The sequence below is a fragment of the Flavobacterium cheongpyeongense genome (assembly GCF_003202435.1).
Classification (GTDB): Bacteria; Bacteroidota; Bacteroidia; order Flavobacteriales; family Flavobacteriaceae; genus Flavobacterium; species Flavobacterium cheongpyeongense.
In genome coordinates, this window is sequence record NZ_QJHK01000005.1 from 199,449 (window position 1) to 224,416 (window position 24,968).

General features: G+C 31.5%; 24 protein-coding genes. 11 read left to right on the forward strand and 13 right to left on the reverse strand.

Features of this window, described 5'->3' with window-relative positions:
• Nucleotides 1-28 precede the first annotated feature (28 nt).
• Complete coding sequence (gene glmM / locus DMB65_RS08195; RefSeq protein ID WP_110306161.1) at nucleotides 29-1,417, reverse strand: phosphoglucosamine mutase; 1,389 nt, start codon at nucleotides 1,415-1,417, stop codon at nucleotides 29-31.
• 211 nt (nucleotides 1,418-1,628) lie between these two features.
• Between glmM and DMB65_RS08200 the strand changes: the two genes are divergently transcribed.
• The 10 genes from DMB65_RS08200 (at nucleotide 1,629) to DMB65_RS08240 (ending at nucleotide 14,266) form a co-directional block, all read left to right on the forward strand.
• Nucleotides 1,629-2,216 (forward strand): acyl carrier protein phosphodiesterase, encoded by a 588-nt coding sequence (locus tag DMB65_RS08200; protein ID WP_110306162.1) that lies wholly within the window; start codon nucleotides 1,629-1,631, stop codon nucleotides 2,214-2,216.
• Nucleotides 2,217-2,336: 120 nt separating this feature from the next.
• Nucleotides 2,337-4,121, forward strand: coding sequence for a chloride channel protein (locus DMB65_RS08205; protein WP_110306163.1), 1,785 nt, complete (start codon nucleotides 2,337-2,339; stop codon nucleotides 4,119-4,121).
• 59 nt (nucleotides 4,122-4,180) lie between these two features.
• A complete protein-coding gene (locus DMB65_RS08210) occupies nucleotides 4,181-5,134 on the forward strand; it encodes a Fic family protein (RefSeq protein ID WP_110306164.1) in 954 nt (317 codons plus the stop codon).
• Between the two features lie 53 nt (nucleotides 5,135-5,187).
• Nucleotides 5,188-5,943, forward strand: coding sequence for a LytR/AlgR family response regulator transcription factor (locus tag DMB65_RS08215; RefSeq protein WP_110306165.1), 756 nt, complete (start codon nucleotides 5,188-5,190; stop codon nucleotides 5,941-5,943).
• On the forward strand, nucleotides 5,927-8,923 hold the full coding sequence (locus DMB65_RS08220; RefSeq protein ID WP_110306166.1) for a sensor histidine kinase: 2,997 nt from the start codon (nucleotides 5,927-5,929) through the stop codon (nucleotides 8,921-8,923). Before DMB65_RS08215 ends, DMB65_RS08220 begins: the two co-directional genes overlap by 17 nt.
• 228 nt (nucleotides 8,924-9,151) lie before the next feature.
• On the forward strand, nucleotides 9,152-9,559 hold the full coding sequence (locus tag DMB65_RS08225; protein WP_230470626.1) for a TM2 domain-containing protein: 408 nt from the start codon (nucleotides 9,152-9,154) through the stop codon (nucleotides 9,557-9,559).
• A gap of 12 nt (nucleotides 9,560-9,571) precedes the next feature.
• Nucleotides 9,572-9,724: a hypothetical protein gene (locus DMB65_RS22115; RefSeq protein WP_165834897.1), complete on the forward strand. Its 153-nt coding sequence runs from the start codon at nucleotides 9,572-9,574 to the stop codon at nucleotides 9,722-9,724.
• A 17-nt stretch (nucleotides 9,725-9,741) separates the two neighbouring features.
• Nucleotides 9,742-10,491 (forward strand): hypothetical protein, encoded by a 750-nt coding sequence (locus DMB65_RS08230; protein WP_110306167.1) that lies wholly within the window; start codon nucleotides 9,742-9,744, stop codon nucleotides 10,489-10,491.
• A gap of 297 nt (nucleotides 10,492-10,788) precedes the next feature.
• On the forward strand, nucleotides 10,789-13,620 hold the full coding sequence (gene uvrA / locus DMB65_RS08235) for an excinuclease ABC subunit UvrA (protein WP_110306168.1): 2,832 nt from the start codon (nucleotides 10,789-10,791) through the stop codon (nucleotides 13,618-13,620).
• A 13-nt stretch (nucleotides 13,621-13,633) separates the two neighbouring features.
• A complete protein-coding gene (locus DMB65_RS08240; protein ID WP_110306169.1) occupies nucleotides 13,634-14,266 on the forward strand; it encodes a DNA-3-methyladenine glycosylase in 633 nt (210 codons plus the stop codon).
• A gap of 67 nt (nucleotides 14,267-14,333) precedes the next feature.
• Here the strand turns inward: DMB65_RS08240 and DMB65_RS08245 are convergent, their stop codons facing one another.
• Nucleotides 14,334-14,870, reverse strand: coding sequence for an SRPBCC family protein (locus DMB65_RS08245; protein WP_230470627.1), 537 nt, complete (start codon nucleotides 14,868-14,870; stop codon nucleotides 14,334-14,336).
• Nucleotides 14,871-14,921: 51 nt separating this feature from the next.
• Nucleotides 14,922-15,347, reverse strand: a complete 426-nt coding sequence (locus DMB65_RS08250; protein WP_110306170.1) for an SRPBCC family protein — start codon at nucleotides 15,345-15,347, stop codon at nucleotides 14,922-14,924.
• A 129-nt stretch (nucleotides 15,348-15,476) separates the two neighbouring features.
• Between DMB65_RS08250 and DMB65_RS08255 the strand changes: the two genes are divergently transcribed.
• Nucleotides 15,477-16,463: a GlxA family transcriptional regulator gene (locus DMB65_RS08255; RefSeq protein ID WP_110306171.1), complete on the forward strand. Its 987-nt coding sequence runs from the start codon at nucleotides 15,477-15,479 to the stop codon at nucleotides 16,461-16,463.
• A 240-nt stretch (nucleotides 16,464-16,703) separates the two neighbouring features.
• On the opposite strand, the gene DMB65_RS08260 is transcribed toward DMB65_RS08255, so the two are convergent.
• From DMB65_RS08260 to DMB65_RS08305, 10 genes are all read right to left on the reverse strand, one after another.
• The gene (locus DMB65_RS08260) at nucleotides 16,704-16,931 is read right to left on the reverse strand and encodes a helix-turn-helix domain-containing protein (RefSeq protein ID WP_110306172.1); all 228 of its coding nucleotides are present in this window, start codon (nucleotides 16,929-16,931) and stop codon (nucleotides 16,704-16,706) included.
• Between the two features lie 3 nt (nucleotides 16,932-16,934).
• Nucleotides 16,935-17,471, reverse strand: a complete 537-nt coding sequence (locus tag DMB65_RS08265) for a DUF2975 domain-containing protein (RefSeq protein WP_110306173.1) — start codon at nucleotides 17,469-17,471, stop codon at nucleotides 16,935-16,937.
• A 396-nt stretch (nucleotides 17,472-17,867) separates the two neighbouring features.
• Nucleotides 17,868-18,539: a hypothetical protein gene (locus DMB65_RS08270; protein WP_110306174.1), complete on the reverse strand. Its 672-nt coding sequence runs from the start codon at nucleotides 18,537-18,539 to the stop codon at nucleotides 17,868-17,870.
• A gap of 235 nt (nucleotides 18,540-18,774) precedes the next feature.
• Nucleotides 18,775-19,797, reverse strand: a complete 1,023-nt coding sequence (locus DMB65_RS08275; protein WP_110306175.1) for a nucleoside hydrolase — start codon at nucleotides 19,795-19,797, stop codon at nucleotides 18,775-18,777.
• A 361-nt stretch (nucleotides 19,798-20,158) separates the two neighbouring features.
• On the reverse strand, nucleotides 20,159-20,623 hold the full coding sequence (locus DMB65_RS08280) for a hypothetical protein (protein ID WP_110306176.1): 465 nt from the start codon (nucleotides 20,621-20,623) through the stop codon (nucleotides 20,159-20,161).
• 176 nt (nucleotides 20,624-20,799) lie between these two features.
• Nucleotides 20,800-21,255 carry a DUF2750 domain-containing protein gene (locus DMB65_RS08285; protein WP_110306177.1) on the reverse strand — a complete coding sequence of 152 codons (456 nt, stop codon included), beginning with the start codon at nucleotides 21,253-21,255 and terminating at the stop codon, nucleotides 20,800-20,802.
• A gap of 207 nt (nucleotides 21,256-21,462) precedes the next feature.
• The gene (locus DMB65_RS08290) at nucleotides 21,463-21,927 is read right to left on the reverse strand and encodes a hypothetical protein (protein WP_110306178.1); all 465 of its coding nucleotides are present in this window, start codon (nucleotides 21,925-21,927) and stop codon (nucleotides 21,463-21,465) included.
• 175 nt (nucleotides 21,928-22,102) lie between these two features.
• Nucleotides 22,103-22,747 carry a hypothetical protein gene (locus DMB65_RS08295; RefSeq protein ID WP_110306179.1) on the reverse strand — a complete coding sequence of 215 codons (645 nt, stop codon included), beginning with the start codon at nucleotides 22,745-22,747 and terminating at the stop codon, nucleotides 22,103-22,105.
• A 171-nt stretch (nucleotides 22,748-22,918) separates the two neighbouring features.
• Complete coding sequence (locus DMB65_RS08300) at nucleotides 22,919-23,596, reverse strand: tetratricopeptide repeat protein (RefSeq protein ID WP_110306180.1); 678 nt, start codon at nucleotides 23,594-23,596, stop codon at nucleotides 22,919-22,921.
• A gap of 167 nt (nucleotides 23,597-23,763) precedes the next feature.
• Nucleotides 23,764-24,837, reverse strand: a complete 1,074-nt coding sequence (locus DMB65_RS08305; protein ID WP_123955296.1) for a ComEC/Rec2 family competence protein — start codon at nucleotides 24,835-24,837, stop codon at nucleotides 23,764-23,766.
• Nucleotides 24,838-24,968 lie beyond the last annotated feature (131 nt).

Sequence of the window (24,968 nt, forward strand, 5' to 3'; positions counted from 1 at the left end):
AACTTTTTTTCTAACTGATATTGAAAACTTAAATACCGGCAATAACTTTTATTTCATCAATTATTCGAAGTGCTAAAACATCAGCTTTTTCCTGAGAAGGGGCTTCAGTATAAATTCGAATAATGGGTTCTGTATTTGATTTTCTTAAATGAACCCATTCTCCCGCAAAATCAATTTTTACTCCATCAATTGTCGAAATGTCTTCATTTTTATATTTTTCAGTCATGGCAACTAAAATCGTATCAACATCAATTTGTGGTGTCAATTCTATTTTATTTTTACTCATATAATATTCAGGGTAGGAAGCACGCAATGCTGAAACTGATATCTTTTTGTTTGCTAAATGTGTTAAAAACAATGCTACACCAACCAAACTATCCCTGCCGTAGTGTGATTCAGGATAAATAATTCCACCATTGCCCTCACCACCAATAATAGCATTATTTTTCTTCATCAGCTCTACAACATTTACTTCACCTACTGCACTTGCTTCGTAGTTACCGCTATGTGCATTAGTTACATCGCGTAATGCACGTGATGATGACATATTCGAAACTGTGTTTCCTGGAGTTTTACTTAAAACATAATCTGCACAAGCCACCAAAGTGTATTCTTCTCCAAACATTTCACCGTCTTCGCAAATAAAGGCTAAGCGGTCAACATCAGGATCGACTACTATCCCTAAATGTGCTTTCTCTTTAACAACCAATTCTGAAATATCTGTCAAATGTTCTTTTAAAGGTTCCGGGTTATGAGGAAAATGTCCGTTTGGTTCGCAGTATAGCTTTACAACTTCAACGCCCATTTGTTCTAATAGTTTCGGAATAATGATTCCTCCAGATGAATTTACCCCATCTACAACAACCTTAAATTTTGCAGATTTTACAAGTTCAGTATCTACCAATGGTAAATTCAAGACTTCATCAATATGAATGTCCATATAGGCATCATTTACTATAATATCCCCTAAATTATCTACATCAGAGAAATCGAAAGCTTCAGCATCTGCAATCTCAAGAATTTTTGAACCTTCAGCACCACTTAAAAACTCCCCTTTTTCATTCAGTAACTTTAGCGCATTCCATTGTTTTGGATTATGAGAAGCAGTTAGAATTATTCCACCATCTGCTTTTTCTAATGGCACAGCAATCTCTACAGTTGGCGTTGTCGAAAGTCCGAGATCAATTACATTAATTCCTAAACCTATCAAAGTATTTACGACCAGATTATGGATCATTGGTCCTGAAATTCTGGCATCTCTACCAATTACAACGGTCAGTTTTTCTTTTGAAGTATTATTTTTCAGAAAGGTTCCGTATGCCGATGCAAATTTCACAGCATCCAAAGGAGTCAGGTTATCTCCTACTTTCCCTCCGATTGTTCCTCTTATTCCTGAAATTGATTTTATTAAAGTCATTTTTGTGAGTTATGGTTATTTGTTACAAATATAAAAAAGTTGCTGAGTTACTGGGATATTGAAACACTAAGATTTTAAAATAATCGTTAAATAAATAGGATTAAATGACGGCTTGTTTATTTAACAAAAATGATTTAAAAAGTTTTTTTTATATATTTACCTGACGATCATAATTCCTTCATTCTCCAGAATCCTAAATATTACAAAAACAATGAATTTCCTTGCTCATATATATCTTTCAGGCGAAAATGATTTAATTAAAATTGGTAATTTTATGGCCGATGGCATTCGTGGAAAACAATTTGAACATTTCCCGGATGATGTGCAAAAAGGAATTATTTTGCATCGTTTTATAGATACATACACTGATTCTCATGTTGTTTTCAGACAAAGTACCAAACGATTACATGAAAAATACCATCATTATGCCGGAGTGATTGTAGATATTATTTATGATCATTTTTTAGCCAAAAACTGGACGAAATATTCGGATGAAAAATTAGAAGAATTTATCAATCGGTTTTATAATTCATTACATCATAATTACTCTATACTTACTGAAAAAACACAAAGCTTAATGCCTTATATGATTGAAAGAAACTGGCTTTTGAGTTATCAGACAGTCGAAGGAATTCATCAAATTTTAACTCAGATGGACCGAAGGTCTAAAAATATATCCAAGATGCAGTTTGCGAGTGTGGAATTAATAGAATTTTATAACGAATTTGAACAGGAATTTACTATTTTTTTTGAAGATATTCAAAAGCAGACCAAGCAAAAACTCCTTTTAGAAAACTAAAATTATCTTTAAAATAACAAATCCGTAAAATAAATTTTGAGCCTATTTTTTCTCGAAAACAACTCTTTTTCAAATGTTATGAGCTAAATTTGCAATATCCCCCTTAATTTTAGATACAGAATGCTTAAAAAATATTTTAGAAAACTTGAAAGTATAATTGCTCTGGCTCAGTCCTTAATGACTCAAAAACAATTTATTTTTTTATCAAGCGTTTTAATCGGAATTTCGTGTTCACTTGCCGTTATTGTTTTAAAAACATTTGCCCACAGTGTTTTTTCTTTTGCAACTTATATAAACGGAATTCTAAAATTAAGTTTCATTAATAGTATTCTACCAATTATCGGAATACTATTAACCGTTTTTGTAGTAAAAAAAATACTGTATGGCACTATTCAAAAAGGAACTTCTCAAATTTTGTATGCTGTAGCAAAAAAAGCGAGTATTATACCGAAAAAACAAATGTATGCCCAGATTGTAACGAGTTCATTAACTGTTGGCTTAGGGGGTTCCGCAGGTTTAGAAAGTCCAATTGTGATTACAGGAGCTGCGTTTGGATCTAACTTTGCACAAAACTACAAACTAGCTTATAAAGACAGAACTTTATTGATTGGCTGTGGCGTTGCAGCCGGAATTGCAGCCGCATTTAACGCACCAATAGCCGGAGTATTATTTGCAATTGAGGTTTTATTAGTTGATGTCAGTATTTCAGCCTTTACTCCTATTATGATTTCTGCAGCTACAGGTGCTTTGGTTTCTGCGATTGTATTAGACGAAAGCATTTTATTATCTTTCAAAAAGCAGGAAGCTTTTAATTTTCATAACATTCCTTTTTATATCCTTTTAGGCATATTGACTGGTTTTATGGCCGTTTATTATGCGCGAAATTTTCAAAAGGTCGAGCATTACTTTTCAAAACTGAATATGGATCCTTACAAAAAGGCTTTATTTGGCTCATCGCTTCTGGCATTACTAATTTTTGTTTTCCCAACTCTTTTTGGTGAAGGTTATGAAAGTATTAGAACTTTATCCGAAACTGATCCGGGAAAATTATTAGACAATACATTGTTTTCTGATTTTAGAAACAATCAATGGATTTTGCTTCTTTTTGTAGGATGCACTATGCTGATTAAAGTATTTGCTTCGGGACTTACAATTGGAAGTGGCGGAAATGGAGGGAATTTTGCACCATCTTTATTTTTAGGTTCTTATTTAGGCTATTTCTTTTCAAAATTCATTACTCTCATTGGTTTATCAAAACTGCCTGTTACTAATTTTACCATGGTTGGAATGGCAGGCATATTGAGCGGATTATTTCATGCACCGCTTACAGCTATCTTTCTAATTGCAGAAATAACAGGAGGTTACAGCTTAATGATTCCGCTTATGATTGTCTCTTCAATAAGTTTTGCTATTTCTAAAAAATTCGAAAAATACTCGCTTGATGTAAAAGGTCTTGCCAAAAAAGGTCATGCTTTTACCAGTAATAAAGACTCAAATATCTTATCAACTCTCGACATTAACACGATCATTCAATGCGATTATTTAACAGTATACCCAGATGAAAATTTAGGTAGGCTTGTTGATTTGATTTCACATTCAAATCAGGTTGTTTTTGCCGTAATAAATAATGAAAAAGACTTAATGGGCATAGTTCATTTTAACGATATCAGGGAAATTATTTTTAATGAATACCGAGTAAAATATACCCAGATCAAAGATGTAATGAAAGAACCTTTGGCAACTATTTACTCCTTTGACAGCATGGAAACAGTCATGAGTAAGTTTGAAAAATCTAAATCAGCTTTTCTTCCTGTTATACGAAATGAGAAATACTATGGTTTTATCTCCAAATCCATTGCACTTGAAGCCTACAGAATGAAATTGCGTTCCATGACTATTGAATAAATTAATATCGGATATGGAAAATATTTTTATTACCCGATATTAAGAAGTATCTTTGTGGCATGTGGAATATAGACCTCTCATACCGATCAGAATTTGAATCAACCTTTAACAGGTTATATCAAAAAAGACAGGATTTGCAAAAAAGCAGACCCCTCCCAAATATCGCTTTGAATAAAATCAGAGAAAGCTTATCATTAGAATGGACCTATAATTCGAACAGCATCGAAGGAAACACCATGAGTTTACGTGAAACTCAAATGGTTATTCAGGAAGGAATTACCATTAAAGGAAAATCTTTAAGAGAACATTTCGAAACCCATAATCACGATAAAGCCATTGACTATTTATATTCAATTGTAGATGATACTTATCAACTTAGAAGCATTGATATTCTTTCTATTCATGGTTTAGTTTTACGTTCTATTGAAGATGATTTTGCTGGGCGTCTAAGAAACGGAGGTGTTCGGATTTCAGGAGCCAATTTTGTTCCTCCAAATGCGAATAAAGTTTCTGATTATCTGGATGAATTGATTGATTTTATAAATACCAACCCACTTAATCTCAACGATATTGAACTTGCTACAGTTTTTCATCACAAACTGGTCTGGATACATCCGTTCTTTGATGGAAACGGGCGAACGGTACGTTTGAGTATGAATCTGTTATTAATGCGTTGTGGTTTTCCTCCGGCAATTATCCTCAAAAATGACAGAAAAAAATATTATGAAGCCCTTAATCAGGCCAACAATGGCAATTATCAAAAGCTGACCCTTTTGATGTGTCAGGCACTTGAAAGAACAATTAATATTTATTTAAATGCCATGCCAGGAAGTGACTACGAGTATCAGAAAATCTCTGATATTGTTAGTGAACCAGAAACTCCTTATGGTCAGGAATATGTAAGTTTACTAGCCAGAACCGGAAAAATAGATGCTTATAAAGAAGGCAGAAACTGGTATACAACCAGAGAAGCTATCGAAGAATATATGGCAACAAGAAAAAGGAAACGCTAAAATTAATCCTTTCAAATTAAAAATTTGAAAGGATTATAATTCAAATTTTAAACATGAAAATTAAAACCATTATTATTGATGATGAATCTCATGCACGTAGTTTTCTAAAAAAATTATGCAATAGATATTTTCCAGATAAAATCGAAATCGTCGATGAATGCAATTCTGTTGCTTCGGCTTTAATTTCAATAAAAAATAATACTCCAAATCTTGTTTTTCTGGATATTCAGATGCCCGATGAAAATGGATTTGAATTGCTTTCTCAATTTGAAAATATTCCTTTTGAAATCATTTTTACAACAGCTCATAAAGAATTTGCAATTGAAGCAATTCGCAAAAGTGCCTTAGATTATCTGGTAAAACCAATTGATGTACAAGATTTTAAAACTGCTATTAACAGACTTGAATCTGTTTTAGAAAACAAACACAACTTAGACCGATATCAATTACTGACCGAAAATTTAAACCAGCCGACTTCAGCAAAACAAAGAATTGCATTTCCTACCAAAACTGGTTTTGAAATAATTCATATAAATAAAATTGTCTTTTGTAAATCTGATGGTTCTTATACTTTCATTCAAACTACAGAACAACAACATTATACTTCCAAATCGTTTAAAGAAATAGGTGAATTATTAGAATCTGAAATCAAATTTCTAAAAGTGCACAGAAGCTATTTGATTAATGCGGAATATGTAAAGAATTTCAAATCTGACGTTTATGTTTTAGAAATGACTTCTGGTGATAAAATTCCTGTTTCAGACAAATCATTTAATAAAAAAGAACTTATTGATGCGATTACAAAATAAGTTTTTTTTAGCATCACTATTTCTTTTAATTACATCTTCTATTTTTGGTCAATATTTTCCATCGAGAAATTTTACGACTGCTGATGGTTTACCCAATAATGCCGTCCGTTCTTTATTTTTAGATTCTAAAAACATATTATGGATAGGAACTGAAAACGGTGTTTCAAGAATGGAAAACGGAATATTTACTACCATTGATGAAAGCAGTGGCTTAGGTCATAATAGCTGTTGGGATATTACTGAAGATACAGATGGAAATATGTGGTTTGCCAGTTATGGCGGAGGCGTAAGTAAATTTGACGGAAAAAAATTCACTGTTTTCACAACCAAAAATGGGCTTTTAGCCAATAAAACTAGGAAAGTTTTTTCGTCTAAAGGCAAAATCTACGTTGGTACCGAGCAAGGTATTTCTATAATTGATATAAAAACGAACAGGCTCATTACTCCAAAAGTTCCAGAGCACAAAGAAGATTTTATTTCTATAGCCTTTGTTGAATATAATGGTACTGTATATTTCACTTCTATTTTTGAAGGTTTATTTAAAATTGATGAGTCATTTTCAACTCCTCGCATTAGGTCTGTGATTTTACATAAAAATTCCTATTCATTAGGACTCTTCGGTTCTACACTTTATAGCGGAAACGAAACCTATATTAATAAATTTGACTTTAATAAAATTTCAAAAGGAGACAAATCATCAATAAACTTTGGAAAATCTTTTGTTTGGCAATTTGCAAAAGACAATAGAAATACCATTTTTGCTGCAGCTTGGGGCGTCTACACTCCTAATGGAGGACTTTATACTATTGCAAATGATAAAATGACAGATGTTTCTACTATATATGGAATTGATTCCAAAAATTTACTAAATGTTGTTTATGATCAATTTAATGACATACTTTATGTTGGTTCGAACAATAATGGAATTTATCAGATAAGATTGGATCAAATCATTAATTATAATTTATTCAATACTACATCCATCATAGATTTTGAAAATTTTAATAATCATAAATTAATTTTAGAAACCACAGGAGTAAAAGTTCTAAACCCAAAACAACAAATTATTAATTCAATTTCACTTGAAGATTTTAAGAAAATTGAAATGAATTTTTATAGAAAGGGAAAAAATATCTCAAATAAACAGGGGGCAGAATCGCGAGATTTTGAGTTAAATTTTAATATTCCGACAAATGAAATTGAGTTTTACGAAATCGTAAAAAATCAAAATTCTTTATGGATTAATAGTAACATTGGAATTTTTGAAATTGATAAAAATTATAAAATAATTAATTACTTACCAAAACATAGCTTAAAAATTGGTTTTACATATAATGGTAAATTAATTGAAACTATTACTTATGCCGGAGTTCGCGTTTACGAAAATTTAAAAACTTTAGAAAACACACATTATTCAAAGTTCCAGAAAAACACTCCACAATACATCGTAAAAATTTTAAACAACAATAATAAGACTTATCTTTTATCTGTTTTTAATGGCGTGTATGTTTATAAAAACAATCAATTTCAATCCTATTTGGCTAATGGAATCTGGAACGAAAAAAAGTTCAAACACATTACAAAAAACAATAAAGGGCAGCTTATCTTAGGGGCAGAATTTGGCGATGTTTTTATTGTTGATGATTCAAAATCTTTTAAGATTCTGGAAACTATTTCTAAAAAAGAAATTACCGGGAATACTATTTTATTTCTCGAAGCCTACAAAGATTACATTTTGATAGGTACCGAAAAAGGAATTAATATTTATAAAAATGGAGTTACCAGGCTTATTGATAAAGAGCAAGGATTAAAAGACTGTAATATAACCACGTCGCAAATTTTTGGAAATGCTTTGTGGCTCGGAACAAAAAAAGGTTTTTATACCATTGATTTAAATCGATTAATTTCTACTCAACTCACAGTTTCTGAAATAGGTATCAGCAAAATTTCAATAAATAACGTACCGTTAAGCCCCAACAATTATAAATGGTTTCGCTACAACTCAAAAACAATAGTTTGCGACTATAAGCACAATTCACTTTCGATCGATTTTATTCCGAAAGGGCATTCTTTTCCCAATAAACTAAAATTTCGTTACCGTCTAAAATCAAATGAGCGATGGAGTCCTTATAGTGAAAAAACGAACTTATTTTTACCTTATCTGCCCTACGGAAACTATAATGTACAAATTGAAATTTTTGATATGAATGCCGGAAAATCAAGAATTTTTACAATTTTACAACTTCAAATTCAGCCGCCAATTTGGTTGAGTTGGTGGTTTATAACATTAACTATTCTATTTTTATTAGCTTTAATAATATTCGTTTTTCTAAGAATTAAAAGAAAATCTAATGAAAAAACCATCATTCAGCAACGTATTGCCGAGACAAAATTGGAAGCATTATTAAGTCAAATGAACCCCCATTTTACTTTTAACGCAATGAATGCCATTCAGGATTTCATCATTAGTAACGATATTGACAACTCCTTGCTCTACATTAGCGAATTTTCAAAATTAATTCGGAAAACATTGGAAAATTCGTCAAAACAAAAGATTACAATTGATGAAGAAATAGAGTACCTGGAGGCATACATTACAATCGAAAATATGCGATTTGATAATCTAATCGATTTTGAAATTGAAATTTCGCCAGAAGTTGACACTTGTTTTACAAAAATTCCAACAATGTTATTACAGCCTTTTGTAGAAAATGTTTTTGTTCATGCTTTCAATGAATCTATTCCTTCTCCAAAATTGATAATTTCGTTTAAAATGATTTCAGAAACCATTTTAGAATGCAAAATTATTGACAACGGAATGGGACTCAAGGCATCTAAAAAAAACAAACTACATCAATCAAAAGGAATTGAGCTTACCAAAGAGCGGCTTTTGCTTTTGCAAGATTTGAATAGTAGCCCTATTGAAACTACGTTTTCAGAAAATGATGGCACAACGGTAACGATACTGTTGATGGTTTAAAATTTCTAATTATTATTTTATAAGCACTTGTTTTTTTAGCAAGTGCTTTTTTTTTGTTTATTGGGTAGAATGATACTTTCAAAGTATTTTATAGTGCTTTTATAAAGTAAAAAAGCAACAAATAAGTATTAGAGTATTTTTGAATCATAACCATAAAACTAAAAAAATATGCCCAATTTTTATTGCGAATACAACAACATCAAAATTATTAACAAATTAAAATAAAAAATGGAAAGATTAAATTCTGTAGAACGAATATTAGCATATCTAATGCTCGTTGTAATAATTGTTGCAATAATAATTATCAAAAGAAATAAAATAACTAATAACAGCAATTCAAACATGAACAAACATTACTTACAATCACAAATAAAATCATCTGGAACAACATATCTATTATGGTTCTTTTTTGGATTTCATTATGCTTATCTCGGCAAATGGGGACTTCAAATTTTATATTGGATTACTTTCGGAGGTTTCTTTATATGGGCAATTATAGATTTATTTACTCTTTCAGGAAGAATTGCTAATCATAATGCTCTAATTTTTCAACAAATTGACGAAATAGAAAAAAGAGACAGAGATGCCGAACAGGCAAGAAATTTGGCAATGTTACTTGCTGCAAAAGGGAATTAAAAAACTAAAATTATGGGAATATTTGACAGCTTCATCACTTTTCTAACCGAAGGAGGCAAAAAAGAAGGCTTTAGATTGTGGGAAGGCAAAAGTGGAAGTTATATCAAAAAAGGAGGAAGTGGAAGAAAAGGTAAAACGATATCATTTTTTAAAAAGAAAAAATAATTAATTATAAAATGAGTATGAAAGCAAAAATAATTTTAAAATGGATTATAGGAATATATTTTTTACTAGTAGCGTTAGGCTCTATAATTCAACAAAATTTTATAGGTTTAATTTTAATTCCATTTGGTTTATTTATAATTCCATCAACATATCAGTTTTTAATAGAAGAAAAAGCTAATTTAAAACTTACAGCCAAAACAAAATGGATTGTTGCTATTATTGGATTATTAATTTTAGGAAAAACGATAGTGAAAAATGAATTATCAAAGAACGAAGCTAGTAATTCGATAGAACAAATATTTAAAATCAATGACAACAATACAGAAAATATCCAAACACAGGAAGAATCAAAAATCTTAAACTTCATCCAAGTTGATACCAATCCTACATCAGAACCAAGACTTTCAGGAGAATTCATGTCAAAATTGAATCTTAACGAATTTAAAATATTTACAGTAAGAGTTAAAAATAAAAATGGTTTAGAACCTGAAGAAAAAGAAAAAACTTTTGAAGTACTTGCTTATAAAACCATAGAAGGTTATAAAGAAAATAGAGGTATTACCATAGAATATGAACATGATTATGGATTTAGAGATTCATCAGGATACTGTGTAGATAAAGTTATTTTTCACAATAATATATATGAAGTAGAACCTGAATGCAACTATCAAATACTATCCAGCAGAAGGTTTATTTATGAGAATGAAAAAGAAAACATTCCTTTTCAACTAGTTTATCCACAGAGACTTTTAAGATTATGCAAATAAAATTCTAATCTTATTTTAAAAAAAATATTAATCTAAACAAAAATGAAAAATTTAAAAAGATTCTTAAATAAAGCTATCTATTTGTATTGCAAACGATGTGATGAATGGGAATGGAATTGTCATTGTGAAAAGAATAATTAAGTATCAGATTATTTAAAAAAATCTAAACTTATTCAAATTATCGAAAACGCTAACCTCAAAACTTAGCGTTTTTTGTTACAATTTTTAACATAAACTTCTATACTCTAGCAACAAAAGAATAAATCAAAGTGGTAACTTTGCGTTTTGCTCAAAATTATGTTAGAAAAAGACAATACTATTGAAGTTCTTGGCGCAAGAGTTCATAATCTGAAAAATATCGATATTTCGATTCCGAGAGAAAAACTGGTCGTAATTACCGGTTTATCAGGCTCAGGAAAATCCTCTTTGGCTTTTGATACTATTTATGCTGAAGGACAGCGTCGATATGTAGAAACTTTTTCGGCTTATGCCAGACAATTTCTTGGCGGGCTGGAACGTCCGGATGTTGACAAAATCGACGGACTTTCGCCTGTAATTGCGATTGAACAAAAAACAACAAGTAAAAGTCCACGCTCGACCGTTGGGACAATTACAGAAATATATGATTTCCTTAGACTTCTTTTTGCCCGTGGTGCCGATGCTTACAGCTACAATACAGGCGAAAAAATGGTTTCTTACTCTGATGAACAAATTAAAAATTTGATTATTCAGGATTTTAACGGAAAACGAATTAACATTTTAGCGCCAATTATTAGAGCCAGAAAAGGGCATTATGCCGAATTATTCCAACAAATTACCAAGCAGGGTTTTCTGAAAGTTCGTGTAAATAGCGAAGTTCAGGATTTGGTTTCCGGAATGAAATTAGACCGTTATAAAACGCACGATATTGAAATTGTTGTTGACAGAATGGTCATAGATGATACTGCCGAAACTCAAAAAAGATTGGCAGAAAGTATTAATACGGCCATGCATCATGGTGAAGATGTCCTGATGATTTTGGATCAGGATTCTAACGAAGTACGCTATTTCAGCAGAAACTTAATGTGTCCTTCGACAGGGATTTCGTATCAAAATCCTGAACCAAATTTATTTTCATTCAACTCTCCAAAAGGTGCTTGCCCACATTGTAATGGATTAGGTACTGTGCATGAAATCAATGTAAAAAAAATTATTCCGAATCCTAAATTATCTATAAAAGCTGGTGGTTTTGCTCCTCTTGGTGAATATAAATCTTCGTGGATTTTTAAGCAATTAGAAACTATAGGAGAAAAATTCGGATTTAAAATTACAGATCCAATTGAAAAAATTCCTGAAGAAGCCATGCAGATGATTCTTCACGGCGGAAAAGATAAATTTACGATAAGCTCTAAAGATCTGGGGGTTACAAGGGATTATAAAATTGATTTTGAAGGAATTTCTAATTTCATCAAAAATCAATATGATGAAAGTTCCTCGACAACTTTAAAGCGTTGGGCAAAAGATTTCATGGACGAAATTGATTGTCCGGTTTGCGATGGTTCCCGCTTAAAGAAAGAAGCCCAGTTTTTTAGGGTTAATGGAAAAAACATCACTGAGCTGTGTGAAATGGATATTTCTGATCTGACAGCCTGGTTTCTGGATCTGAACAATCATTTATCAGACAAACAGCTTTTAATTGCTTCAGAAGTAGTTAAGGAAATCAAAGACCGTTTGAACTTTTTAATGAATGTAGGGCTGAATTACCTGGCTTTAAGCCGAAGTTCAAAATCACTTTCGGGTGGCGAGGCTCAGCGTATTCGCCTTGCAACACAAATTGGTTCACAATTGGTTGGTGTTTTATATATTTTGGATGAGCCAAGTATTGGTTTACACCAAAGAGATAATGAAAAACTGATTCATTCATTGGAACAATTACGTGATATCGGAAACTCCGTTATTGTAGTAGAACACGACAAAGACATGATCGAACGTGCTGATTATGTAATTGATATTGGTCCAAAAGCAGGAAAATACGGTGGTGAAATCATCAGTATTGGAACTCCTGCCGAGACTTTAAAATCGAACACGATTACTGCTCAATATCTGAATGGTAAAATGAAATTAGAGATTCCAAAAGAACGTAGAAAAGGAAATGGAAAATTCCTTAAACTGACCGGAGCAACAGGAAATAATCTTAAAAATGTCTCCATTGAAATTCCGTTAGGACAATTAATCTGTGTCACTGGAGTTTCAGGAAGCGGAAAATCCACTTTGATTAATGAAACGCTCTACCCTATTTTGAATGCCTATTATTTTAATGGCGTAAAAAAACCACAACCATACAAAAAAATAGAAGGTTTAGAACATATTGACAAAGTAATTGATATTGACCAAAGCCCGATTGGCAGAACACCACGTTCTAATCCCGCGACTTATACGGAGGTTTTTACAGAAATCCGAAATCTGTTTACGATGACTTCTGAAAGTATGATCAGGGGGTACAAAGCAGGTCGTTTCAGTTTTAATGTAAAAGGCGGTCGCTGCGAAACTTGTGAAGGTTCCGGTGTAAGAACAATCGAAATGAACTTTTTACCGGATGTTTATGTGGAATGCGAAACCTGTCAGGGAAAACGCTTTAACAGAGAAACTTTAGAAATTCGATATAAAGGGAAATCTATTTCGGATGTACTGAATATGACGGTTGATGAAGCGGTTCCGTTTTTTGAAAACATTCCGAAGATTTACAGAAAAGTAAAAACCATTCAGGATGTTGGTTTAGGCTACATTACCCTGGGTCAGCAAAGCACCACACTTTCGGGGGGTGAAGCACAGCGTATCAAACTGGCAGGAGAATTGTCTAAAAAAGATACCGGAAATACATTCTATATTTTAGACGAACCAACTACAGGACTTCATTTTGAAGACATTAGAGTTTTAATGGACGTTATCAATAAACTCGTTGATAAAGGAAACACAATTCTGGTAATCGAACATAATATGGACGTTATCAAACTTGCCGATTACATTATCGATATAGGTCCGGAAGGCGGAAAAGGCGGCGGACAGCTTGTTGCCAAAGGGACTCCTGAAGAAGTTGCACAAAACAAAAAAAGCTACACCGCTAAATTTTTGAAGAAAGAGCTCCGTTAACGCTACAAAATTTATGTCGGCATCTCCCAAAAATAATCCGGAAAAATTACAATTTTCTTATTATCAAAATCAGGATGTCCTTTTCCTTGCTAAAGATCTTTTGGGAAAGGTACTTTTTACCCAAATTAATGGAGAATTAACTGCTGGTATCATTACAGAAACCGAAGCCTATTTTGGAGTAACTGATAAAGCTTCACATGCCTATGGCGGTAAACGTACTAACCGAACCGAAACGATGTATAGCGAAGGAGGCGTTTCATACGTTTATCTATGTTATGGAATTCATCATCTTTTTAATGTTGTTACTTCAGTGGCGGGTGAACCTCATGCTATATTGATACGCAGTATTGAACCCTTCATTGGAAAAGATATTATGGAAATCAGACGTAAGATTCCTTCCACGAAAGCAGCAATCTCATCAGGTCCGGGATCTGCTGCCAAAGCACTGGGTATCGACAGGTCTTTTAATCAAAAAGATTTAACTGGAGAGGAAATCTGGATTGAGAATCATGGCATTCGGTATAATACGCATGAAATTGTTTCAACTCCTCGTATTGGCGTAGCGTATGCACAGGAAGATTCACTTTTACCCTGGAGATTTTTTATTAAGGGTACTAAATATGTAAGCAAACCCAACAAGATATAACACAAAATTATTTACTCAATATAAAAGTATATCCGAAGGATTATATGGAAGAAAGTAACATCCAAACTTATTTATTCGGGAGTCCCCATTTTTTAACGAGTTCAGCGTTTAATCCGCCTTCCTTACCATTCGGTTTTCCAGTTCCGGTTTCTATTAATTTTTTCAGACTTCCCTGAATATAACCTGTCCAGGCATCGTTACATACTTCATAACATTCATATTGCGGAATTAAACCTTCATGCGTGAAGGTTATTTTGCAATGTTCGCCTTCTTTCAAAATATCAAAAATAAGTTTCGTGTTTATCCATTCGGTTTTATCTTTTGTGAAATTAAATGCATTATCTATAACCAGATAAACCAATTTCTTGTTTGGAATTTCTTCAATAAGCTTTAGTTTGCAAACATGAACATCTTTGTAATGATAGAAAAATGTTTCATCAAGTTTATCAGTATTGCCCTCGATTTCTTCTGACCACCAGGCTCTAAAGTTTTTAATAGCTTTGAAAGATGTTTCGGTATCTTTATTTACTGCAATTATCGACGTATAATTTTTGTCTTTCATTATTGTTACTTTTAAAGTCTGATCTCCTGTTTTGTTATTCATATTGCAGGAAATCAATACGATTATTAAAAATATTGCTGTTGGTGTTTTTTATTAATTATTTAGTTTTTGTTCCAGATTTTGAAAATATTGTTTCCAGGCTGTCGAACATCCTCCATAACATTCATTTTGTGGTTCTAACCCCAAATGCATAAACTGAATTTGTGTTTCTCCTTTATTTTCTAAAATATCAAAAGTAAGCTTTGTGCCTGCCCATTCTTTTGGGTTATCCAAAAAAGAAAGATTACTTTCTGTGACCTCCCAAACAATCCTTTTATAAGGAACTAATTCTACCAATTTTTGCTTTGAAAAATGCATGCCATCTCCAGCAGAAAAAGTAAATTCATCACCAATTTTTCGGCTGTTACCTGTAATGGTTTCTCCAAAAATACCAGACCACCATTTATCTATATCTAATAATAAATCAAATATTTCCTTTGACGGTTTATGTGTTGCGAAACAAAATGTATAATTGCTCATGTTTCTAAATTTTATATTTGAATGACAAAGATAATTTCTAATACACAATTTATCAGAGTGTTATTTAGACATTGTAAGGGGTTGATTTAGCCATTCGTTTGATTTATCTTTATACCAAATTTTACTCAAATGAAACAGTTGGGGATATTAGTTCCGGATGATCAGACAAGTATGAGTACCATTGCTTGTATTGTTGGAAGCTATCAGGTATTTAGTGCTGCTAATGCTTTTTTTGAAAAGCTGGGCAGAAAACCTGTATTTAAAGTCGATTTGGTAAGTGCTTCGGATGAAAAAGTGCTTAAAAATGGATTCTTATCCATAAACTCTAATCTTACTATAAAAGAAAGCCGGGAAAACGACCTTATTATTATTCCCGCCACATTGATTCGGAGTTATGAAACGGCTACAGAAAACAATAAATTACTCATTAACTGGATAAAACTACAATACAAACAAGGAGCAGAAGTTGCAAGTATGTGTGCTGGCGGATTTATGCTGGCTTCAACAGGACTGCTTTCGGGAAGGATTTGCTCTACTCATTGGGCATTGGCAGAAGAGTTTAAGAGCTTATTTCCTAATGTCGATTTGCAGACTGATAAACTGATAACTGACGACAACGGAATATATACCAATGGCGGAGCATATTCTTTTTTGCATTTATTGATGTATTTGGTCGAAAAATTTTATGACCGAAAAGCGGCTATTTATTGTGCCAAATACTTTCAGATTGATCTGGATAGAAATTTACAATCCGAATTTTTAATTTTTAAAGGCCATAAAAATCATAATGATGATGTTATTCTTGAAGCACAAACTTTTATGGAAGATAATTATCAGGACAAGATTTCTATTGAAGATTTATCCTTAAAATTTGGATTAAGCAGACGAAACTTTGACAGAAGATTTATTAAAGCAACAGGTCTCAGACCTTTTGATTATTTACAAAGGATAAAAGTTGAAGTTGCTAAAAAGGAATTTGAAAATTCGCGAAAATCCGTCAATGAAGTAATGTATGAAGTGGGTTATATGGATGCAAAAGCATTTCGGGAAGTTTTTACTCGAATAACCGGAACAACTCCTATCGACTACAAGGAAAAATATAATATAGGAAGTTGAATTTTGATATATTTATTTAGCTGCTAACCTATAAAGCTCTCTTTACCTGTACAAACTAAGTGAATGCGTTTGCAATATTGGTCTTTAAATAATTACAACTTAATAAAACGTATCAAGAACCTTTTGTTTTGGTAACACACAAACGCTACAATTATCTTTTTAAATTTATGTAGGTACTCGTTGAGAAACGAGCACCAGAAGAGAGTACGTGTTAGTTCTACATGCCTAATAAATTTTAGCTTAATGGTTCTCCGTTGTTTTACTATCGCTTATGTATTCTAAAATATCACCTGGCTGACAGTCCAAGGCTTTACAGATTGCATCTAAAGTGCTAAAACGGATTGCTTTTGCCTTTCCAGTCTTTAAGATTGAAAGGTTAGATAATGTCAAATCAACTCTTTCAGAAAGTTCATTGAGAGAAATTTTTCTTTTGGCCATCATCACATCTAAATTTACAATTATTGACATAGATCAAACAGTTAAATCGTTTTCGTTTTGAATATCTACTCCTTTTTTGAAAATTGTCGCAATAATATAAATTACAGCTCCCATTAAAATAAAAGCCTGACTGTCTGCCCAAAACTGGTTTAAGTTGTCGGGAACAAAACCATGATGCTTTAAATTTTCAACTAATTGTCTGGCAATGCAACTCAAAAATCCTATCGAAAGGGTATAATAGCTAATTTGTGAAATTTGTCCTGCTACAAAAGTACTGAATGGTTTTGACAAATCCATTTTGTGCATTAGTACGGTAACTGTATAAAACAGCCAGGCTTTTAAAATTGAAATGATTAAAATAAAACTATAAACAGCGAAAAAAGCTAATTTACTGCTTTGATACATATTAATTAAGTCCAGCTTTTGATAAAGATTATGGATAAATTCAGGTCTATACAAGCTGAAAACGAAATTAACAATTAAACCTCCTGCTTCAATGCACAAGCCAACAAAAATCATCCAGGCCACTATATATAGCCCCCAAAATACGAAGTTATTAGTTTTTGACATAAATATTAAATTTAAAATAACTTTGTAAATATAATAAACAATTATTGATAAACAATAAATTTTTATTAAAAAACAAGCGAAACAATAAAATCACTCCAAAACATCTGTTAGAGTGTGCACGTGAGTATCATTTTTCTGGCATGCCGGGACTCTCAATAGATCTATTGATTTTTGCATTTGTTCTTCAGTTTTTTTTAAACCTTTTAGGTATTTCAGCTTAATTAATTATATCTACAAGTCGAAAAAGACACAGGATTAGTAAAGTGTTGAAGTTATTTCGAAATCGAAAGAACCAAATTTTCACTTTCATAAATTATTTTAAGCTAATTTATTGGATTGTGAATGCAGGTACAGCAAGCCATTCTGCCATCATTGAGACATATCGTGATCGGGTTTTTATTCTACAAATTTCCAGTTAAAATTATCTTGTAAAATATTTTGCTCTTTTCTGGTTAGTCTCATTATTAATATTGATTGTCCAAATCCATATTGGCTATCACCTAAACAATCAACAAGTCTAATATTTTTTTCTTTGATTTTCTTTTCACAAACTTTGAAAACAATTTCATCTAACCAATCATCATTATATTTAGGTTTGAATTTTGACTTTATATTTTCGAGTTCAAATTCGATTTCTATTGGTCCAGTTTCTCCAATCCAATTTTCTTTTATTCTTTTTGGATTAAAAACATTATTTGTTAGCACAGAAAATGCTTTTATTACTTTTGTATATACTTTATTTTCCCTGCAAACATCAGCCTCTAAATCAATAAAGATAGCTTTGGTTTTGTCAATACAAGCTAATTCAAATTCATCTAACTCCATTCCTGGGTCGTATTTTTTTTCAAATATTTTTGCATACTTGGCTTTTCTTTCTAAATGTATTTTCTCAAATATTTCATAGTCATTTAATTTTTCATAAGATTTGAAAAAACCACATTTTCTCAATATTGAAATATTCTTAATTACTTTTTCTTTTGTTATTTTTTGCTCTTTATTTATGTTCTTCTTGGACTCTAAATTATTACAAGAGTTAAATAAAATCACTATTAAAAAAAAATATTTCATTTTAGAAGTTTTATTTTTCGAGTTCTCACACAAAATCTCTGCCAACGTCAGTTTGTCTTAAAATCAAAGTGTTTGCAATGTGTTTTTTAGATAATTACAACTTAATAAAACGTTTCAAGAACCTTTTGTTTTGGTAACACGAAAACGCTACAATTATCTTTTTAAATTTATGTAGGCACTCGTTGCGAAACGAGCACCAGAGGGGAGCCGCCTACCCGACTGAATGCTGTTTTTTTTATTTTTTCATATTCAACAAAACTAGTTTTGCAACCAAATCGTCAAGCATTAATCGAGTATCTAAACTGGTATAAACTCTAATTTTACGACCCTCCGAAGTTTCTTCATATAATCCAGAATCATTAATGCCTGGAGCTCGTTTTATTGCATATTTACAAGATGCCGGGTCTGATTCCCATGAAGTTTGCAAAGCAGTTAGTAAAACTAAAGGACTATCACCTAAAACATACGCTTCTCCAAGAGAACGTTTTGACCTTTTCATTAAATCCTCAAGGTTTTCAATTAAAAATTCCCCAGTTGAGCCATTTGCTTTAAATTTATAAACTAATTCTGAATATGAATATAATGCTTGTCGGTATGCATCTCTTGGTACCTGCCAAATTGAAATATCAGAAACATTAAAAATTACCTGAGTGGCTTTTATATCAATCCCTAAATTATATTCAAGATTTTTGCCCTTGGGAGGTGGTAATGCTAATCCTTGATATTCTGCACCTCCAATCCAAACCAATATAATTTTTTTAGCTATTCGAGGTTCCAAAAGATAAGCACTCGCTATATTGGTTAAGCCTGCACCGCAAACCACATATAGTGGCATTTTTGTATCCTCACGCATTGCTTCTTGCACAATAGCCTTAGCACCATCTGATACAATTGGTGTTTTAATATCTGCCAACCCTGAAGCACCACCCTCATAAACAGGCAGTTTTCCGGTTAATTGCATTATACTTAATAATTCATTTACTTTGGTACATGCATAAGCTACAGTACCCGGTGAACCATAAAATCCATCTTTATAATGTTGAGAACCTATTATTCCTTTAATTTCAACCGATGGCGATAGTATATGATGCACCAATTGAAATAAACCATCGGGGTCTCCGCCAAAGTCATTATCAATTATTACACGAATTCTCGATTTAACAGTTTCATTAAAATATACAGTGTTTTTTTGAGCGTAGACAGAAAATCCTTGTAGCAGAATTATTCCAATTAGACATCTTTGAATAATATGTTTCATTAATTTAAATATTTAATCCTTTTAATTCTGTAAAGTAAAAATCTTTTTTAAATTTTTGATGACTATTTTGTTAAAAGTCTCATGTCCTGCGGTTCCTAAAATGGCATCCGGCGTCTGTCTGTAAAAAACTAAAATCAGCCTCTTGAGAATCTCTTATTTGAGTTTTTTCTTTGGCAGCCCTCCCAATACTTTTTAAATTTGAAGCGTTTTTTTTCACAGCCTGACGTTCTTCACTACCGCAGATTTGGGACTAAATTAACCTCATTTTTCGGATTTACCACCCGAGATAGTGAACAGACGAAGAAATCATCACTAATACAAAACCAATTACCCAAATACGTTGTAGCTGTTTGCAGTAGTATTATTTCCATTCTTTAATTAATTTTCCTTTTGAATATTTTTGAGCTTTTGAAGAAAATCCTTTTTGAATAGTTTCATCATTGTAATTTTCGACATCATTTAGGGATTCTGTTTTTAGAAATTTTATAATTCCAATAATTCTATTTTCTTTTGGTTCATAAAAGAGCATATAAAAATTATTTTCAGTAGCTAAATTTAAAATTCCAATATTTTCAGATTTAACTTTAGAAATATTATTAACACAACTTTTAGAATCTAAAATTTCATTTTCTGAAAGTTTTTTATTTTCTTCTGCAATTTCTAATCTTATTGTATAAATATCCAGTACGTGTTCATAAGGCATAATTATTCCTGATGAATAAATACAATCTGAATCTTTTGTTATATTTAGTAATTCAGGAACATATGCATTTTCTGTGTTTAGTTTGCAAAGCTCTATAAAGTCCTCAAAAGTTGGTTTACTCATTTACAAATGAATTGTTGATTCTGCGTGGTCATTCTAACTAAAGTCATGGTAATCAAAGGGTTTAGGTTCTAAATTAAGATTTATTTTTCGGTTATCACTAAACTGCCAAATACAAAACCAACTTTCCATTAAGCCAATTACCCAAATCCGTTGTAGCTGTTGGCGGATAGTGGCTTTTATTCCATTGCTTCTCTAATTTGAGTTTCCAAATCTTCTAAATTCTCAAACTTTTCAAAGACTAAATCTTTATTATTCTTCTTTAATTCTTCTATTAATTCTAGAATAAGTTCATAACCTTCAATTTCATAGCCAAACATATTTTGGTCAAAATTTGTTCCAACTAATAATTCATCATTGTCAATTCCGATACACCAATTCTCAATAAATTCGGCTAGGTTTATTTCTGTTGTTTCGTATACTTCCCAACCATTTTTAGCACATGATTTTGCTAAAGCTTTTTCTGACCAAAAACATATTATTCCAATCGGTTCTCCGTCTTCATCTTCCAAATCATTTGAACTTGAAGTTGCAAATCCATCTTCATTTTCTAATCCGTAAACCAAACTTGTTTCACAAACTTTTTTAACGAATTTCTCATGTTTCAATTTTACGTCAATATGATTTTTAAACATCTTCGTTTCTATTAGATTTCTGTTGAATTTCTGTTTTCGTTGTTTTCTGTTGCTATTTCCGACAACACCTTGATAATCAGTAGTTTTTTAGTTAAATTAAGCCCATTCTTCGGATTTACCACCCGAGCGAATCGAACAGACGAAGTAAATCATCCCAAATACAAACCATTTTTCCATTAAGCGAAATGCCCAAATCCGTTGTAGCTGCTACCGGTAGTTTTTTATCTTCTCAAACAATTCTGCTACATATATTTCAACAAATTTAGAATTCAGAGTCCTGCTAAAATATTTTCCGTATTCATCATTAGTTTTTCCAAATATTCCACTCATTTTTCCACTAAAGCAAAACCTTTCTTTTCCGTTTAGCGTTTTTCCATTTTCAAAGTCAAATTCATTTGTACGCCAAAAATCTTCAGGCATTGAACTATTTTCTCGGGTTGAAATTTTATAAGATGACTTATCAAATTTTAAATAAGCAACACTTAATTTGGTTTTACTTTTTTCAAAATAACTTTCAGTTACAATTTCGCCGTATTCGTAAACGGAAACATGAACTTCTATACTATCAATTTTGACATGTCCTGATTTTAACAACTTAGATTTTGCAGGGTGATTCTGTCCAAATGAACATAAGCCATTAAATAGTAAAATAAGTAATACTAAGTTTTTCATTTTATTGATTCTGTTTCAAGTCCGTTCGTCCGCGAAAATTACCGGTAACGTTCCGCGGCTTCGCGACAGTTGCGAAGCCAGCGAACTGATTATTTTCTGTTAAAGATAAAAGTTTTTCGTGAACGCGTAAAAATAAAAACCAGCAATTGCGCGAAACCGCTGTTATGCGCAGATTTTATTTTGTTTTCACGATTAACATTCCATCTCTTCCTCGGTAACCATAAGTTTTAGGACATTCTTCTTTCGACACAAATCCTATGTAAAGAATATTAAATTGATAAAGATACTCTTTAAGCTTGTCTTTTTCATATTCTGTGAGATCGTAGCCATTGAGACTAAGTATTGGATTTGCTCCTAATTTATTTTCTTTTACGTAATTGTCAATCACTTCAGCTATTTTCTCCTTTGTGTAAATAGAACTTGGCGTAATATTCAATTTGTTGTCATTAATCATTTTCCAAAATTTTGGAGACCAATTGGAATTTAGTTCCCAAACGTCTCTTTTTTTATCTAAAATATTTTCAATAATGTTTTTTTTGGTTTTTTGCTCAATAAGAATTTTAGATAAAAAATGTAAATCGATTGGCCATTTTGACGCTTCCATTTTTGCGATTAACTGTCTATTGTAATCTTTCAGATTCGCTAATTTTTCTTCCTCTATGTACAAAAGGAAATTGTATAAATTAAGCGATTCCATTTTCTGAATACTATCATTTATAACAATTTCTAGTTTTTCTTTCGTCAGTTTTTTTATTCCATTAAAACTATTGTCTTGCGAAAAAACTAATAAAGGGAAAAGTAAAAGAAAAGTCCATTTCATAACTAAAGCTCTATTGTGGGAAATTTGCGCATAACGTCTTGGCGCTTGGCGAGGTTGGGGAATAAAGATGCGAGATTTTCGGTTGAACACAAATTTCCCAAATACAAAACCATCTTTAAATTCAGCCTAAAACCTCAATCTCGCCAAACGGCTGTTAGCGGTAGTGCTTTTTTAATTGCAATATTTTTTTATCATTTTGTAAGCTTCTTCTAAGCCTAATTCGCCTGACTTGCTTAAATCAAGACATCCGCTATCTTTTTGATTTAATTTAATTTTGGCAATTCCCATGTTAAAATAAGCAATATCAATTTCATATTCAGATACTGCTAAATTGTAATCATTTATTGCACTAGTTAAATCGTTAAGCATAAATTTTGCATTTCCTCTGTTTAATTGAATTTTCGCTTTTTCGCTTTTATAGTAATCATTAGGATCTTCTTCGATTAGTTTATCTATTTCAATTATTGCCATGTCATAGTCTTTTATTGCTCCTCTATAATCGTTTAATTTAAATTTAGAGATGCCACGATTATTATATGAGTAACTATTAGCATTGATTTTAATAGAAATACTATAATCTAATATTGCACCTCGAAAATCATCAAGTGCGAATTTTGCATCTGCTCTGTTGGCGTAAATATATTCCTCGTTCGGAGAAATTTCTATTGCTTTGTTAAATGCTAATATTGCACCACTAAAATCTCCAAATGAATATTTGTTCGTTCCTTCATTATAATAACTATTATTAAAACTCATATCCACACCTAAAAGATCTTTTTCTTGTTTTATAGTTTGTGCGAATGAGTTAATAGTAAATAAAAATAGAAGTGTTTTTTTTATAATTTTCATAAATCACTTTATTGAATTCTCCGTCATTTTTCAACATTACCGCTAACGTTCTCGCGCTACAAGCAGTTTGGGACTAAATTAAGCCCTATTTTCGGATTTGCCAAATCATCCCAAATACAAAACCATTTTTCCATTAAGCCAAATGCCCAAATCCGTTGTAGTGGCTGTTAGGCGATGTACTTTATTTGTTGTATGTATATGGTATCCGTATTTTCTGTTATTAATTTAGGGAATGAATCATTTGAAGTTATTAATTCTATGGCTTTAATATATGGATGTCCAAATATATTCTCAGTACCAAAAGAGATTGGACAAATTAGGCTATTTTCTAAAAGAAAATTTTGATTAAAATCTTTTTTTGAACCGTGATGTGGAATCTGAACAGTACCAACTAACTTCCATTTCTTTTTAAAAACTTCTTTTATATTCACGATATTAAAGTTGGTATCTCCAGTAAATATACACGCAACTTTGTCATTTATAAACCAATGGTTGAGAAATATTGGACATTCAAGTAAAATATGACTTGTTACGTTTTCTAAAGGACCAGAATATACAATTAATGAATTTTCATTTATATTACCAGATAATTCTTTATATATTTTTCGAATAGTACTTATGTTTTTTAGGCCATAGTTTAGGTCTGATTTTAAGTTTTCAACATCTATTGTGTTAGCTTTTAGTAAATTAATCAATTCCTCATTGCGTTGAGTATATAAATGATTATATGGAATGTATTCCCAAAATTCATTTATCAATATTTTTGTTTTACTTTTTAAAGTTGTGATACTATTAGTTTCTAATTCTTTTAAAGTTATACTTGTTTCGTCTTCATCATTTTTAATATCTTCATCAGGACTGACATAAATAATTTTTGTATTGTCCGAAAAAAATGAATCAGGATTATTAATTAAGCTTGCAACTTCATTAAATCCTATAGAAAGATAAAAGTTATATAACAATTGTCTTTCGTCGTCGTGTAATAAAGGTAAGATTACAATGTTTACGGTATTATTTTGTATTAATAAGTGAATTTTATTAATATGGTCTTCATCATAATGTGAAATGAATAGTATGTTAATTACTTCATTGTTAAATGAATTTATAATCTTCTTATCCACTTTATTTTTATTTGATTTACTTCCGCAATCATATACAATATTAATATTGTTATCGTGTTTTTCTGTGTAGAAGGCACCTTGCCCAATCGGATAAAATGTTCTTATCATTATTTCTGTCATTTTTGTCATATATCGCCTAACGTTCTCGCGCTACAAGCAGTTTGGGATTAAATAAGCGTTATCTTTCGGATTTGCCAAATCTTCCAAATACAAACCAATATTTAAACTAAGCCAAATACCCAAATTGCTTG

Coding starts and splice junctions, on each gene's coding strand:
- glmM (WP_110306161.1), bottom strand. CDS start 1,417: ATGACTTTAATAAAATCAATTTCAGGAATAAGAGGAACAATCGGAGGG.
- DMB65_RS08200 (WP_110306162.1), top strand. CDS start 1,629: ATGAATTTCCTTGCTCATATATATCTTTCAGGCGAAAATGATTTAATT.
- DMB65_RS08205 (WP_110306163.1), top strand. CDS start 2,337: ATGCTTAAAAAATATTTTAGAAAACTTGAAAGTATAATTGCTCTGGCT.
- DMB65_RS08210 (WP_110306164.1), top strand. CDS start 4,181: ATGTGGAATATAGACCTCTCATACCGATCAGAATTTGAATCAACCTTT.
- DMB65_RS08215 (WP_110306165.1), top strand. CDS start 5,188: ATGAAAATTAAAACCATTATTATTGATGATGAATCTCATGCACGTAGT.
- DMB65_RS08220 (WP_110306166.1), top strand. CDS start 5,927: ATGCGATTACAAAATAAGTTTTTTTTAGCATCACTATTTCTTTTAATT.
- DMB65_RS08225 (WP_230470626.1), top strand. CDS start 9,152: ATGGAAAGATTAAATTCTGTAGAACGAATATTAGCATATCTAATGCTC.
- DMB65_RS22115 (WP_165834897.1), top strand. CDS start 9,572: ATGGGAATATTTGACAGCTTCATCACTTTTCTAACCGAAGGAGGCAAA.
- DMB65_RS08230 (WP_110306167.1), top strand. CDS start 9,742: ATGAAAGCAAAAATAATTTTAAAATGGATTATAGGAATATATTTTTTA.
- uvrA (WP_110306168.1), top strand. CDS start 10,789: ATGTTAGAAAAAGACAATACTATTGAAGTTCTTGGCGCAAGAGTTCAT.
- DMB65_RS08240 (WP_110306169.1), top strand. CDS start 13,634: ATGTCGGCATCTCCCAAAAATAATCCGGAAAAATTACAATTTTCTTAT.
- DMB65_RS08245 (WP_230470627.1), bottom strand. CDS start 14,870: ATGAATAACAAAACAGGAGATCAGACTTTAAAAGTAACAATAATGAAA.
- DMB65_RS08250 (WP_110306170.1), bottom strand. CDS start 15,347: ATGAGCAATTATACATTTTGTTTCGCAACACATAAACCGTCAAAGGAA.
- DMB65_RS08255 (WP_110306171.1), top strand. CDS start 15,477: ATGAAACAGTTGGGGATATTAGTTCCGGATGATCAGACAAGTATGAGT.
- DMB65_RS08260 (WP_110306172.1), bottom strand. CDS start 16,931: ATGTCAATAATTGTAAATTTAGATGTGATGATGGCCAAAAGAAAAATT.
- DMB65_RS08265 (WP_110306173.1), bottom strand. CDS start 17,471: ATGTCAAAAACTAATAACTTCGTATTTTGGGGGCTATATATAGTGGCC.
- DMB65_RS08270 (WP_110306174.1), bottom strand. CDS start 18,539: ATGAAATATTTTTTTTTAATAGTGATTTTATTTAACTCTTGTAATAAT.
- DMB65_RS08275 (WP_110306175.1), bottom strand. CDS start 19,797: ATGAAACATATTATTCAAAGATGTCTAATTGGAATAATTCTGCTACAA.
- DMB65_RS08280 (WP_110306176.1), bottom strand. CDS start 20,623: ATGAGTAAACCAACTTTTGAGGACTTTATAGAGCTTTGCAAACTAAAC.
- DMB65_RS08285 (WP_110306177.1), bottom strand. CDS start 21,255: ATGTTTAAAAATCATATTGACGTAAAATTGAAACATGAGAAATTCGTT.
- DMB65_RS08290 (WP_110306178.1), bottom strand. CDS start 21,927: ATGAAAAACTTAGTATTACTTATTTTACTATTTAATGGCTTATGTTCA.
- DMB65_RS08295 (WP_110306179.1), bottom strand. CDS start 22,747: ATGAAATGGACTTTTCTTTTACTTTTCCCTTTATTAGTTTTTTCGCAA.
- DMB65_RS08300 (WP_110306180.1), bottom strand. CDS start 23,596: ATGAAAATTATAAAAAAAACACTTCTATTTTTATTTACTATTAACTCA.
- DMB65_RS08305 (WP_123955296.1), bottom strand. CDS start 24,837: ATGACAGAAATAATGATAAGAACATTTTATCCGATTGGGCAAGGTGCC.